The following is a 14,820-nucleotide window of genomic DNA, read 5'->3' on the forward strand; positions in this document are numbered from 1 at the left end:
GAATAAACGACAGTACTTTTAATGGCAGTAATACACAAGTGAGGTGTGGTGTGCTTGAAGAATTAGAATTACGTAATCTTGGTCCAATCGTGCATGCGCTTATTACACCTTCGGCGCATATGACTGCGATTACTGGCGAAACTGGCGCTGGAAAGTCAATGCTTCTTAGCGCTATAAAACTTATTTCTGGCGCAAAGGCAGATGTTGCGCGCATATCGCCAGACGCTAAAGAAGCATGGGTTCAAGGTGTATTTAGCGTACCAAAATCGAGTGAAGTGGCAACACTAGTTCATCAAGCTAATATCGAACTTGAATCCTCAGAAAATGATTGCACGAAATCAGATATGTATATTGCTAGAACAGTACCGCAAACGGGAAGATCTAGAGCGACGCTGTCAGGATTTGCAGTACCGAAAACACTGTTAGAAGAAATTTGTTCTCATATCATTACTATTCATGGGCAAAGTGATCAGTTGCGTATAGCAACAAGCGTAAAACAGCGTGAACTCCTTGATGCTGTAGCAAATAATAGTGAATTATTGCAACAATATATGCAAGCTTATCGCCTTTGGATAAGCGCTCAGGAAACGTGTAATCGCCTAGCAAATCAAGCATCTTCAGCACGTCAACGTGCGGATTATCTTCGAGAATCTTTGACGCGAATACGGGATGTAAATCCACAACCGCATGAAGATGAAGAATTGCATTCGAGAAGAGATCGTATTGAGCACGCTGCTCAAATTATTCACGCAGTTAGCACAGCCTTATCGTCTCTTGACATGAGTCAGCTAGATTATAGTGCTTCATCATCATCTTTGGATGCAAGAGGACTTATCGATCAAGCTGCTCAAGCATTACGAAGCATTCGAGTTGATAATTCATTGAATCAAGTAGCTCAACAACTTGACGATATTCATGCGCAGCTTGACGATATAGTCATGCAACTTGCGCAACAACTCGATATTGATTCCAGTGATGAAGACTTAGATGCTTTAAATGCTAGGATCCATGATATTACTGAGCTGACGCGCAGATGGGGGCCTACTTTAGATGATGTTCTTGATTGGGCAGAAAAAGCACAATTTGAGCTTGAAGATTTGGATGATTCGCCAGAAGCTATTAAGCGTGCGCGCGAAACTTGCAACCAACGCTATGCTGAAGCTCTTGAGATTGCTCAACAATTGCATGATGTTCGCGTAAAAGCTGGCGAAAAACTCAGCAATGATGTGAGTGAAGAATTAGCTTCACTTGCAATGAGTGGAGCGCAATTACATGTTCAGGTGAATTCGCGTGAAGAGAGCGGTGGAGAAACTACGCGGCTTGATGCTCATGGCTTTGACGAAGTTGAGTTTTTGTTCCAACCTTTCCCATCTTCTCCTGATTTGCCTATGGGTAAAAGTGCTTCTGGAGGCGAGCTTAGTAGGCTTATGCTCGCAATGGAACTTGTGGTTGCAAAGTTAAGTAAGCATGACAATGCAATGATGACATTTATTTTTGATGAAGTTGATGCTGGTGTAGGTGGTGTTGCTGCAGTAGAACTTGGTAAACGTTTAGCTCAACTTGCTCAACATGCGCAGGTTATTGTGGTTACCCATTTGCCTCAAGTTGCGTCGTTCGCGGATGTTCAGTTTGCCGTTCAAAAGAAAGCAGTTATGGGTAAAGTGATCGATGCGAATAGCGCGTGCATTCAAAGCGTAGCTACAACTGTTACCAAACTCGAAGGTGCTGTTCGGGAGCAAGAGATTGCGCGAATGCTTGCTGGTAGTGAATCGCAAACATCTTTAGAACATGCACATGAGTTGCTTACAAACAGTAGGAAGATGCTAGATGGTCTTGCGTAATATTGCGTCGGTAAATGCTGACACTATACGTGCAGCAATTTTTGATTTTGATGGTACGTTACTTGATTCTCTCGGCGTATGGGATGATATTGACAAACGGAGTTTTGCAAAACGAGGCATGAGTGTCCCCTCAATTTTTGCAGATACTACTGCTGCTATGAATCCTCATCAAATCGCAGATTATGTTATTGAACATTGTGGGTTTACTGATTCTCCTGAAACTTTAATGCAAGAATGGTCAGATATGGCTTTTGATGCATATGCTCACCAGCTTCCTCTTAAAAAAGGAGCGTACGATTATGTGCATTATTTGCATGCCAACAAAGTAAAGCTACTGCTTGTAACAACACTTTCTCAACGTTTATGTTTGCCTGCTTTAACAAGAGTTGGTATTGCAGATTGTTTTGACTTTTTACAATGTGGGGAAGATTTACCAGAAGCCGGCAAACATAGTTCACGAATTTATCTTGATTTAGCAAGTCAATTTCATATTGCTCCGAATAATTTCGCAGTATTTGAAGATTCTCATGTCGCTTTACGCTCAGCGCAGCAAGCTGGGATGCAAACATATGGGGTAGTAGATGACATCAATGCTGAAATTAGTGAAGATTCGCCTTTGCAAAAGTGCGTGTCAATATTTTCAGATTTTGCATTTGCACCCAAAATTTTTAATGCGAATATTGCAAATAGTTGAGTTAGTGAGGTTTCACATACCCCGGGTTTTGTCGCATGTATGGATACATGCGGATGACCATCCATCTCGATTTGACGTTGCCGCCAAACTCTAGCAGTCTACCCGAAGACTTGGGCGAGCAACCCTTATCGTCTTCTGCTTGACCTTGCTCCCAATGAGGCTTGCCATGCGACTAACTGTTACCAGAAGTCCGGTGGTCTCTTACACCGCCGTTTCACCCTTACCTGAACGAAACGTTCAGGCGGTCTATTCTCTGCTGCGCTATCTCTCAGGTCGCCCTGGGCGGACGTTATCCGCCATTGTGCTCTGTGGAGCCCGGAAGTTCCTCAGTCACTCCGAATGAACATTGTGACCGCGGTCATCGTGAAACCTCAACCTTCCTGATTATAGCAGATATTCTTCATTTCGTAAAAAATTCGTTGTTATGCGAAAAATTTTGTAATAAATATGAATTTTTTTATTTAAATTTGATAAGTTGCTAGGTTCTTATTGCTTTAGCGGATATAATAGAACTACCGACGGCATCGTGGCAGTCGGATGATACAAATCGAACTTAGTTCGAGTCTATACGGGGAGGTTTCGCATGGAAATCGTCATTACTGGTCGTCATACGCAAATTAATCAAAGGTTCCGTGACGTTGTAGAAAGTAAGATGAATCGTGTGACCGCCATTGCACCTGATGCGCAACGTGTGCAAATTGTGTTGACGCATGAAGGTAATCCAAGGCAGGCAGATACTGCAAAACGTGTTGAAATTACGGTTGTTGCTGGAAGTACGGTAATTCGTGCAGAAGCTTCTAGCACAGATCAATATAGTGCTTTGGATATGGCACTTGATAAGTTAACACTTCGCTTGCGTCGTACACGTGATCGTCGCAAGGATCATCGCCGTGGCTATAGTGAGATGGTTCCGGTAGATATGGGTGTTGTGGAGCCAGAAGTAGAAACCACTGTTGAGGAACCAGAAGAAGCTGAATCTAATAGTGCCGATGCTGCTGTTGCTTCAGATCTTGGTCCAGGTGAATCTGTGGAAGTAAGTGTTGGTGACACGCCTATTGTGATTCGCCGTAAGTTGCATATTGCAGAACCAATGAGTATTGATGAGGCTTTATACGAGATGGAGCTTATTGGTCACGATTTCTTCTTGTTTGTCAATAAAGAAACTATGCGACCATCGGTTGTATATCGTAGGCATGGTTGGAGTTATGGCGTGTTTGAGATTGATACTCCTGAAAATGTCGCCAAAAAAAAGTAAATAAAATTAAAGTTATGGAATGAAGTATATGCCCGTCTGGCGTAATGTCAGGCGGGCGTTTTTGAGATTTCAGACTCGCGTGCTTACAAAAATCGCAGCCGTCGCGTAATATAGGCACAGTTTACGTCTATGTTGGCTAGGCCGTCGTCATAGACATGACCTAAGGGAGCAAAACGTGGTAGATATCGTCGATAAAGCCTTGCGTATGGGTGAAGGTCGTCAATTAAAGCGCCTTGAGAACGTAGCCAAGGCTGTGAATGCGCTGGAAGATGAAATTTCCGCGCTTTCCGATGAAGAATTGAAGGGTCAAACTGCTAAATTCAAGCAGCGTTTAGACAATGGTGCAAAGCTTGATGATTTGATGCCTGAAGCCTTCGCTACTGTGCGAGAGGTTTCAAAGCGTACGCTTGGCCAGCGTCATTTCGATGTGCAGCTTATGGGTGGTGCTGCATTGCATTGGGGCAATATCGCAGAAATGAAGACTGGTGAAGGTAAAACATTGGTTGCGACTTTGCCAAGCTACTTGAACGCTTTGGAAGGAAAAGGCGTACATGTTGTTACAGTCAACGATTACCTTGCCAGCTACCAGAGTGAACTTATGGGTCGTATTTATAGATTCCTTGGCATGAGCGTTGGATGTATTATTACTGATCAGCAGTCGCCAGAACGCCGTAAGCAATACAATGCTGATATTACATACGGCACTAATAATGAGTTTGGTTTCGACTACTTGCGCGATAATATGGCTTGGGAAAAGAGTGAACTCGTACAAAGAGGTCATCATTACGCCATCGTCGATGAGGTTGATTCCATTCTTATTGATGAAGCTCGTACACCGTTGATTATTTCTGGCCCAGCAGAAGGCGATGTTACTCACTGGTATCGTGAATTCGCAAAGTTGGTTTTGAAGCTTACTCGTGATGTTGATTATGAGATCGACGAGAAGAGGAAGACTGCCGGTATTCTCGATGCTGGTATTGCTAAAATTGAAGATTACTTAGGCATTGATAACTTGTATGAGCCAGCAAATACTGCTCTTATTGGCTATCTGAACAATGCTTTGAAGGCTAAGGAACTTTTCCTTCTTGATCGTGATTATGTTGTCACTAACGGTGAAGTCTTAATTGTTGATGAGCATACTGGTCGTGTGCTCCCAGGACGTCGTTATAGTGAAGGTTTGCATCAAGCTATTGAAGCTAAGGAAAACGTGGAAGTAAAAGCTGAAAATCAAACTTTTGCTACTATTACGTTGCAAAACTACTTCCGTATGTATGACAAGCTTGCAGGTATGACTGGTACTGCAGAAACTGAAGCTGCAGAATTTATGGGTACTTATAAGCTTGGTGTTTTGCCGATTCCTTCTAACCGTCCAGTTATTCGTAAAGATAAGGATGATTTAATCTTCCGCACTAAGAAGGAAAAACTTACTGCTATCGTGCGCGATGTTGCTGAGCGTCACGCAAAGGGGCAGCCAGTATTACTTGGTACTGCTTCTGTTGAATCTTCGGAGATTCTTTCTTCATTGCTTGATGTCGCTCGTATTCCTCATCAAGTTTTGAACGCTAAGCAGAACGCTAAGGAAGCTGGTGTGGTTGCTGTTGCAGGTCGTAAGGGTGCTGTGACTGTTGCTACTAATATGGCCGGTCGAGGTACTGATATTATGCTCGGCGGTAACGTTGAATTCTTAGCTGATGCAAAGTTGAAAGCTGAAGGATATTCTCCAGACGATACCCCTGAAGAGTATGAGAAGCGTTGGCCAGGAGTCTTAGCTGAAGTTAAAGAACAAGTTAAAGATGAGCATGAAGAAGTAAAGATGCTCGGCGGCTTGTATGTGCTTGGTACTGAGCGTCATGAGTCACGTCGTATTGACAATCAGTTGCGTGGTCGTTCTGGACGTCAGGGCGATCCAGGTGAGTCTCGCTTCTACTTGAGCTTGGAAGATGATTTGATGCGTTTGTTTAACACGCAGCTTGTGGCTCGTGTTATGGCAAAAGGATTGCCAGAAGGTGAGCCAATCGAATCTAAGTATGTTTCTAACGGTGTTCGTACAGCACAGAAGACTGTTGAAGCGCGCAATTTTGAAATGCGTAAGAATGTGTTGAAATACGACGACGTTATGAATAAGCAGCGTACTGTTATTTATTCTGAACGTCAAATGGTTCTTAAGGGTGAAGACATTCATGAAGATATTTTGAAGTTCATGAGTGATACTGCTGAGAGTTATGTGCGCGGCGCAATGAACGGTTCGGATAAGCCAGCAAACTGGGATTTGGAGGGCTTGCATAAGGCACTTAACATGGTGATGCCAGTTGCGCTTGATTGGGATGAAGTTCACAAGACTATTGACAATCTTAAGGGCGAGAAAGCTGTTATTGCTTTGCGTGATTTGATTCTTGAAAGCGCAAAGTTAATTTATGGTTTGCTTGAAGCTGGCATCGGAAGTGACTCATTGCGTCAGATTGAGCGTCGAGTCGTATTAGCTGTGCTTGATCGTAAGTGGCGAGAACACCTTTATGAGATGGACTACTTGAAGGATGGTATTGGCCTTCGTGGTATGGGTCAGCGCGATCCTCTGGTTGAATATCAGCGTGAAGGTTATCAGATGTACAATTCCATGATTGAAGCAATCAAGGAAGAAACTGTTCAGTTGCTCTTCCATATGGATGTTAATCAGGTTGCTTCAACTGATGATTCCGATGCTGCTATGGATGAGGATATTGCTCAAGTTTCTGCCACAGTGGATGCTGAAGAAGAGTCAGCAGGTATTGTTGGCCCTGCTCCTTTGAGCCATGCTGAAGGTGAAGTTCCGTTAAGCATGCGTCCGAAGAATGAAGAGTGGAAGACACCATGGTCTGATGGTCGTACCTTCCCTGGTACGAATAAAAATGATGAGTGCCCATGTGGTTCTGGTCGAAAGTACAAGCTTTGCCATGGTCAGAATGAGCCTAATAGTGAAGTTGAATAAATAAGAATAGGTGTTAGCTGAGCTTTATATGAGGAGTTCTGTTGACACCTACTTCGTGCTAAGAGTACCGAATAGAAGGCTGATGCATTGAAATGTATCAGCCTTCTATTGTTTAAAATTATGGAAAAATAGAACAGAAATAAATCATATAGCAGAGCGATTATACTCGCGCTCCATCACCATAATCAGTGTAATCTTCATGGTAAAGATCATGTTTTTTACGTCGCATAAGTAACCCTGCACCGCCAAGAAGAATAAGTAACCCGCTTGCGATGCCTATGATACTCGCTAATAATGGTAAGAAAGCGCAAAGAATAACGCCAACAATACCAGCAACAAACATCAGCCAAAGTAGTACTGTAATGAGTGAAACATTGTCAAAGTGAGGATTTGGTGGTACAAAATCCTCACCATAATCTTCCATAGTATTATCTAAATCCAACCAACTGCTGCGAATATTATCACGCGGCCCATGAGGGGTAACGAACTGAATATGTGAATCTTGCATACGTTGAGGAATAATATACGATTTTTGACTGCTTAAATTTTTAAGCGAAAAATTATTTTTTGGCGCATTGTTAGTATGTTCATAAGCTGATCTAACAGCAGTCTCGCGCTTTTCTTGCTCTTTTAACTCTTTTTGCACATGTTTTTCAAAACTTTTCGCAATACGCGAGCGTAAAACATCATTTAAATCATCAGCATATTCTGACATAAAAGCTGACCAATCATGATCTAAATCAGCGTCAATGTTATGATGCTCGTGTTGATGCGACGCAGGCTCGTCCTCACGGCGAGGGGCGTTGGTATTCTTAGAAGAAGTCATGAAATATACTGTAGCAAGTCTGCCTGATAGTTTGCACGCGGAAGTTGTGAAAATAGGCGTTACAGAAAGGAATCGTATGTTGTATTGGTTCTTCGTGAAGGGACTTGGGGGTATTGCCCGCATGAGGATTCATCCATCAGCACAAGGTGTTCAAAATATTCCTAAAGAAGGTGGCGCTATTATTGCAGCAAATCATCTTGCTGTTATAGATGATGCGCTTTTGCCTTTGACATGCCCTCGAATGATTCACTTTATGGGTAAAGCAGAATATTTTGAAGGCAAAGGTTTAAAAGGGCGTTTTAAAAAATGGTGGTTTACTTCTGTTGGAGTATTCCCAGTAGATCGTTCTGGCGGTTCTAAGTCACTCGGCGCTTTGAACCATGCTCGAGAAATATTGGAAAAAGGGCAACTTTTTGGTATTCATATCGAAGGAACGAGAAGCCCTGATGGTCGTTTATATCGTGGTCATACTGGCGCTGCGCGACTTGCTCTTGAAACTGGTTGCCCAATTATTCCCGTGGCTATTATTGGCACAAGAGAGCTACAAGTTCAAGGACAAATTATTCCAGCAAAAGGAAAAACGCAAGCTATTTATGGAGAACCCATTTACGTTGAGCGTGTTCATGATTCTAGTGAAATTACGCATGAGCGTTTACGAGAAATTACTGATCAGGTAACCCAAGCAATTAAGCATATGAGCGGTCAAGAATACGTTGATGAGTATGCGCAAATTGTCAAAGAACGCATGCGTCAAGAGCGTCAAAAAAATTAAACATAACACAATAATGCTATTGGTTACTACTTGAGTTGTTCATGTAGTTACATTGATATGCATGTTGCTCCATAGTCTACAGTGGCGGAAGCTATAATGATTCCGCCACTGTATTTCACGAGCTTGTTGAAAAGAATTATTAAATTACAGTAAGCGTGATAGTTGAAGGATTACCATGTGAATCCTTCAAAGGTATCTCACTGCCAGCACCAGGAGATTGGAAGCGCACTACGTGCATATAGTCGCCGAGTGGTGCAGATACTCGTACTTGCAGTCCAAGAGCTTCAAGAATCTTACGAGCTTCAGTAGTATTTTTCCCACACACATTTGGTAAAGTGACTGTTTTTGGTCCTTTAGAAACAGTTACTTTCACGCTATCTCCCCAATGTAATTGGGTTCCGGCATCAACAGACGAACGAATAATCTTACCTTTTTCCACAGTATCGCTATTTTCTTCATCGTAGGTAACATCGAGTTTAATATCTCGAAGAGCGGTATCAGCTTCAGCCTTAGTACGATGAACAATATCCGGCATTTGCACAGGCATAGGACCTTTAGAAAGTAGTATGCTCACTTCCTCATTATGGTTCATTCGAGTGCCAGGCTTTGGATTAATATCAATAACACTACCAGCTGGCACTTCAAGAGAATACACGTCTGATGATGCATGATGCACAATATGAGTGAATCCAGCTTTATGGAGTGCTTGCAATGGTTTTTTGCCGTTACTAGTCTTTGCGTCTGCAATATCGTCCGGAATAGTAGCTTTACGAATACCTAGCGATAGTACAACATGAAGACGATTATTGGCATGCTTAGCAATATGACTACCGACAACATCTGGATCAGTAGCCAGTATTTTACCAGCAGGAATGGTGTCACTATAGTCTTGTGATACATCGTAAGGAATTCCAGCTACTTTTAGTGTGCGTTCATATTGTTTCCAATTAACATCAGTAATCTTGCAAATATGTTGTTTTGCGCATTGGAGATCATCAGGTTTTGGTAACGACCAATAGCTACCAGGACCGAGTAAATACCAGAAACTTCCAATAGCAGCGAGTGCTAATACGCCAAAGCTGCAGCATCCTGCGATAATGAATGCTCGTTTATGCGAAGAATGTGAAGATTTTTTGCTTGGCTTATTATCAGAAACAGGCGATTTTAGTGATGATGTACCATGCTGATTATTGTTAAAACTGTGCGCATTAATAGCTATTGTCGGCATATTGCTATCATCAAACTCTGACAGTGGATTATCTTGGGTGTCATTAACGGCGCTCTTTGGATCTACAGGAGACCATGGCATAGCTTGTGTTTTTTGTTGAAGCGTATCAACAGCAAAATCGTCATTTAACAAAACAGTATTGTTCATGCTGTCGTTACGAGTTTCATTATCAGAAATCCTATTGTTAACTGTTTCTTTTAATGCACTCACATTTTCAACATGGGGTATCGCAAGAGTTTCATCGTGAAAAGATTCATCTACAAAATCAGTATTATGTTGTGTAGCATAGTCAGGTGCAGTATGTATTGCTTGTGTCATATCTGCATCATGTGTAGCGTTTTCCTGCTTGTCATAATTTAGTGCGGATGGTGCGCGCAAATTATTGAGTGGAGTTTCACTAAATATATTCTGATCGTTATGTTGTTCGTCTAACTTGTACTGCCAGTCTTCAGTGCTTAATTGCATTGAAAGAGCACGCAATTGTGTCAATGCTTCGCTTGCATTCTGCGGACGCTCATTCATATTGCGTGCAGTAAGTTTTGCTATAAATTGCGCTACTTTTTCGTTGATACCTGGGCAAGCTGTACTTATCGAAGGAGTATTTTCATGCACATGCTTAAAAACAAGCGTTACTGGATTATCGGCTACAAAAGGTACTTTTCCTGCTAACATTTCCCAAGACATCATGCCGGCAGAGTACAAGTCACCTTGCGGCGTTGCTAGATTATGCTCAATGAGTTCAGGAGCAAGATATGCTGCAGTTCCAAGCAGTAATCCTGTAGACGAAAGTGTTGCTTGAGAAATTGCGCGAGCTAAACCAAAATCAGTAATTTGCACATGACCGCGGTCATTAATTAAAATATTTTCCGGCTTAATATCGCGGTGTACAACGCCAGCTTGATGCGCCGAAGCAAGCCCATCTAATGTTTCCGCTAATAAACGCAACGTATCGCGTACACTAAATGTACCTTGCATATTCATTTCGTAACGCAAATTAACGCCATGAACATACTCCATCACAAGGTAATCAAGACCTTCATATTCGCCCGTATCATAAACCTGCACAATATGGGGGTTAGCTATTGCTGCGGCAGAAGTTGCTTCTCGGCGGAATCTTGCAACGAACTGTTCGCGGTGCACTCCTTGAGCGAGCTGAGTATGCATGATTTTAATAGCTACAGTACGATTAAGACGCTCATCTTGCGCTTGATAGACAGTTGCCATACCGCCTTGAGCTATTTTGCGCACAATGCGATAGCGATTTTCAATGCACATGCCTAGCTGCACCTGTGTAGCTTCATCCATTGTCACAATCCTTACACGCGTAAAACCCTACTTGCCGCTTATGAGTGTACAAGCAACATAACAAAGAAAGATAGTTTTTGAGCGCTCTTTCATATTCTATTGTACATTACGCCATGCTTCAGGTATAAAGCGTTGGCTTATAGTATGTAAAATAGTTTTCCCATTGCTGTTTAGTGAACTAGCATCAATAGCATTTTGTGATTGTTTCCAAAGATTCATAATGCGTTGTTGAGAACGTTCAATTGCTCCAGAAGTATGGTAAATCTGTATAATACGTTGTACGTCATCTTCGCTGCGACTGTCGCTGGTATAAGCCTCTAGTAGTATATCTTGTTCATGCTTGTTACTGTGCTGTAGTGCGTCGGCAAGTAGTACTGCACGTTTGCCTTCACGAATATCGCCGCCAATAGGTTTACCAGTGTGCTTACTGTCGGAAACAATATCGAGCAAATCGTCTGCAAGCTGAAAAGCAATACCAAGAGGATCGCCAATATTGTGAGCAAGTTGATATGCTTCATGTGGTTCCATAGATGCTGCAAGAAGACCAAGCGTAAGCGGAGCAATAGTAGTATAACTTGCTGTTTTCCAACGGAACACATTTAAGGAAGATTCAGCAAGTTTTACGGGATCATCCAATTGCATCATTTCAATCGATAAATCTAACACTTGACCAATGCCAACGTTACGTTGCATAGATGCGAAAGCTGCTAATAACTCCTCATCATAAGCAAAATGCTTCGCAGCTCCGCGAGTAATATCAAAACTTTCCGTAGCGAGCAAGTCTCCGAGCATAAGACCAAGACCAGTTCCAATGTGTCGATTACTGCATGCACTGCTTAAAGCATAGTGTGCGCTCGGCTTACCGCGTCGCAAAGCAGATTCATCAATAATGTCATCATGAATTAATGCTGCGGTTTGGAATATTTCCAAAGCACACGCAATATCAAATATTGCTTGTTCCTGATTTTTTTGAATGGTATTTCCATCAGCTAGCGATTGGAATGCTGCGAGCGTGAGTAATGCTCGGAGCCGTTTGCCGCCTTCGCTTGAGACAATAGCCTGCCGTATGACTTGTTGTAGCGTATGTGCACATGTTGAAGAAAGATGGTTATTTATGTTTACGTGCGTTTGAAATTGTTGAGAAATTAAAGACGCAATGCGTAATTCAATATCTTTGAGAGTGCAACTGCTATCTACGAATGTGCTCATAATATGAAAGTTATCCACAGGGCTGAACATTACAAAACGCAGTGATTCATACATTTTGCGACCTTTTCACCGCAGGAATCTTTTTCTATTGCATGCTTATGTGCATCTTGAGAAACTAGCATCATCAAGTTACCTGCTTGATGCAACTTATAAGCATGTCTATAGGGAGGAAATTGATATGGCAATAGCAAATGTTGATGTAAAAGATCAAGTACCACATAAATGTGTCGATGATTTTGATATTCAGGGTCTTATGAAAATTTATGGAGAAAGTGCTCATTCTTTTAATGGTTGTTTAGATTTTGTTGGTTTAGAAGATTTTAATGGGTTTGCGGGGAAAGAAATCTCGGATATTAAGGGCAAGATATATCCCTCAAAAGAATGTTGTTATTTTATGACATTTCCCAAAGAGTATATAGGTCTTCATTGTAGTCGTCATGAACAATGGATTGAAGGCTTACAATATTGGGTTCCTGTGGCAGCTGATGGTTTTCTTGAACATGTTACTGAATATGGTAAGCAATGCACTATTAATAATCTTGCTATTACAGCTCTTGGACGTTGGTACAACATGTTCTCAAACGATGGGAATCTTCTTGGTTCTGATTTCATAGCATTGCCTATGGCTATGTTGCATAACATCAATGTGCGAGACGCGATGCTTATTACTATTTTGGATGAAAACCAAGAATGGTATGATGAAAAAACCTTGGTAGATTTTGCATTTTGTCCACATACTCCAGAAATATCTCGTAATTTAAGGCATTGTTTGGAAGCTAAGTTTGCTCAGACAACTAAAAAACCAGATGTATCACGGGCAGTACATGCTTGCAAAGTATTGCAAGCTATGGCACTTGTGACACACAGTATCCCAGAGTTGACTGTGCAAATTTACGCGTTATTAGCTTATATTAGTTGGTGGTTCCATTTGGGAGATGTACAGCATTATACTCATCGTGCATTAAGTATTGATCCTGATTGTTCTATGGCAAAAATTGTTCTTGGCGCCGATGAACATCACCTTGAACCTGCATGGTGTGAGTGTTACGCCACGCCGCAAAATAGGAAGAGGGAATAATCGTCTTGCTTAAATGGTTTACTACTTAAGGTAAGACTTGCCCTTGCGTGAACTATGCCTATTTGCGCCACAAGGGGATACTACAGGAGGAAACAGTTTGACGAGCGAAGTTGAATCATTTGTCGATCAGCATGAAGCACAAGAAAATAAGAAACCTGTAAAAACTCGTAAAACAGCTACAACTAAGAAGGGTGCAACTCGAGCTTCGTCACCTGCTAGCAAGACGCGTAGTTCTCGTTTGAAAAAAGAAGAAAATCAGATTGATACTGAAACTAAGTCATCAGAGGTTGAACAAGATGAGCAGAAAGATAACATGGTTGCGCAATCTCGCACGTCATTATCTTTCGACGATGATTCATTAGATGATGCTCATCTTGACGATGAAGACGAGCAAATGAATTTGGATGATTTGGAAGATATTCAGCCAGAAGATATTACTGACGTTGATGATCTTAGTGATGTTGTTGATGATGATGTTGCCGATCTTGATGATGAACCAGATGATCTTGACGATATTGATGAGCATGATGAGCATAAGCATGATGTTCCTCAAGTTCCACAAGCTAAAGGCGCTTTTATTGTTCGCGATGATGACGACGACGATAATCTGACTCCATCTGGCAACCCAAAGCGACGCGTTATTGCTACTGGTGCTACTGCTGATCCTGTGAAGGATTATTTGAAGCAGATAGGCCGCGTAAGCTTGTTAAACGCAGAGCAGGAAGTTGATTTGTCTGAGCGCATTGAGGCTGGCTTGTATGCTCAGCATTTGCTTGATACACAAATTGACCAAATGGAGTTTAAGCGTAAGCGTGAGCTTAAGTGGGCTGCAGCAGATGGAAAGAAAGCTAAAGATCATCTTCTTGAAGCAAACTTGCGTCTTGTTGTTTCTCTTGCTAAGCGTTACACGGGTAGAGGCATGCTTTTCCTTGATTTGATTCAGGAAGGTAACCTTGGTTTAATTCGTGCAGTTGAAAAGTTCGATTGGAAGAAGGGCTTTAAGTTCTCGACCTACGCAACTTGGTGGATTCGTCAGGCTATTACTCGTGCTATGGCAGATCAGGCTCGTACAATTCGAGTTCCAGTGCATATGGTTGAAGTAATTAATAAGCTTTCTAGGGTTCAGCGCCAGATGCTTCAAGATTTAGGTCGTGAACCTACGCCAGATGAGCTTGCTCGCGAACTTGATATGCCTGTAGAAAAAGTGCAGGAAGTGCAAAAGTATGGCCGTGAACCTATTTCTTTGCATACGCCACTTGGTGAAGATGGTGACTCTGAATTTGGTGATTTAATTGAAGATACCGATGCAATTGCACCATCTGATGCTGTTGCGTTCTCGCTCCTTCAAGAACAGTTTAGGCAAGTTTTGGAAACTTTGGCCCCTAGAGAGGCTGGAGTTATTAAGATGCGCTATGGCTTGGAAGATGGTCAGCCAAAGACTTTAGACGATATTGGCCGCGTTTACGGTGTTACTCGTGAACGTATTCGTCAAATTGAGTCAAAAACCATGTCTAAATTACGTCATCCTTCACGTTCGCAAACGTTACGTGACTTCTTAGATCAGTGATTGCACAATATTAGCGTACTTAAAAAAGTGTCGTATTATTGCTGGTAGTAGTGCGGCACTTGTTGCATGTTCTCAGAAGT

The 14,820-nt window shown here is 42.1% G+C and carries 10 protein-coding genes and 1 other RNA gene; 7 read left to right on the plus strand and 4 right to left on the minus strand.

Features of this window, described 5'->3' with window-relative positions:
• Nucleotides 1-50: 50 nt before the first annotated feature.
• Nucleotides 51-1,841, plus strand: a complete 1,791-nt coding sequence (recN, locus tag HXT28_RS02345) for a DNA repair protein RecN (protein WP_016637286.1) — start codon at nt 51-53, stop codon at nt 1,839-1,841.
• The gene (locus tag HXT28_RS02350; RefSeq protein WP_064347538.1) at nt 1,828-2,535 is read left to right on the plus strand and encodes an HAD family hydrolase; all 708 of its coding nucleotides are present in this window, start codon (nt 1,828-1,830) and stop codon (nt 2,533-2,535) included. Before recN ends, HXT28_RS02350 begins: the two co-directional genes overlap by 14 nt.
• A gap of 1 nt (nt 2,536) precedes the next feature.
• Here the strand turns inward: HXT28_RS02350 and rnpB are convergent.
• Nucleotides 2,537-2,909: RNase P RNA component class A (gene rnpB, locus HXT28_RS02355), an RNA gene on the minus strand.
• Between the two features lie 209 nt (nt 2,910-3,118).
• Between rnpB and hpf the strand changes: the two genes are divergently transcribed.
• Both hpf and secA read left to right on the plus strand, forming a co-directional pair.
• Complete coding sequence (gene hpf, locus HXT28_RS02360; protein ID WP_016637288.1) at nt 3,119-3,790, plus strand: ribosome hibernation-promoting factor, HPF/YfiA family; 672 nt, start codon at nt 3,119-3,121, stop codon at nt 3,788-3,790.
• A 175-nt stretch (nt 3,791-3,965) separates the two neighbouring features.
• Entirely contained in the window at nt 3,966-6,755 is a 2,790-nt protein-coding gene (secA, locus tag HXT28_RS02365) for a preprotein translocase subunit SecA (RefSeq protein ID WP_016637289.1), read from the plus strand.
• Nucleotides 6,756-6,915: 160 nt separating this feature from the next.
• On the opposite strand, the gene HXT28_RS02370 is transcribed toward secA, so the two are convergent.
• Nucleotides 6,916-7,581, minus strand: coding sequence for a hypothetical protein (locus tag HXT28_RS02370; protein ID WP_016637291.1), 666 nt, complete (start codon nt 7,579-7,581; stop codon nt 6,916-6,918).
• Between the two features lie 76 nt (nt 7,582-7,657).
• On the opposite strand from HXT28_RS02370, the gene HXT28_RS02375 reads away from it, so the two are divergent.
• Nucleotides 7,658-8,353 carry a lysophospholipid acyltransferase family protein gene (locus tag HXT28_RS02375; protein ID WP_064347595.1) on the plus strand — a complete coding sequence of 232 codons (696 nt, stop codon included), beginning with the start codon at nt 7,658-7,660 and terminating at the stop codon, nt 8,351-8,353.
• Between the two features lie 139 nt (nt 8,354-8,492).
• On the opposite strand, the gene HXT28_RS02380 is transcribed toward HXT28_RS02375, so the two are convergent.
• Nucleotides 8,493-10,886 (minus strand): protein kinase domain-containing protein, encoded by a 2,394-nt coding sequence (locus HXT28_RS02380; RefSeq protein ID WP_422113610.1) that lies wholly within the window; start codon nt 10,884-10,886, stop codon nt 8,493-8,495.
• A 96-nt stretch (nt 10,887-10,982) separates the two neighbouring features.
• Nucleotides 10,983-12,095 (minus strand): polyprenyl synthetase family protein, encoded by a 1,113-nt coding sequence (locus HXT28_RS02385; protein ID WP_422113611.1) that lies wholly within the window; start codon nt 12,093-12,095, stop codon nt 10,983-10,985.
• A 178-nt stretch (nt 12,096-12,273) separates the two neighbouring features.
• On the opposite strand from HXT28_RS02385, the gene HXT28_RS02390 reads away from it, so the two are divergent.
• Both HXT28_RS02390 and HXT28_RS02395 read left to right on the plus strand, forming a co-directional pair.
• The gene (locus HXT28_RS02390) at nt 12,274-13,173 is read left to right on the plus strand and encodes a hypothetical protein (RefSeq protein WP_032814446.1); all 900 of its coding nucleotides are present in this window, start codon (nt 12,274-12,276) and stop codon (nt 13,171-13,173) included.
• Nucleotides 13,174-13,270: 97 nt separating this feature from the next.
• A complete protein-coding gene (locus tag HXT28_RS02395; RefSeq protein ID WP_064347533.1) occupies nt 13,271-14,740 on the plus strand; it encodes an RNA polymerase sigma factor in 1,470 nt (489 codons plus the stop codon).
• Nucleotides 14,741-14,820: the final 80 nt, after the last annotated feature.

Origin of the sequence: Gardnerella washingtoni (genome assembly GCF_049262705.1) — a bacterium.
Classification (GTDB): Bacteria; Actinomycetota; Actinomycetes; order Actinomycetales; family Bifidobacteriaceae; genus Bifidobacterium; species Bifidobacterium vaginale_D.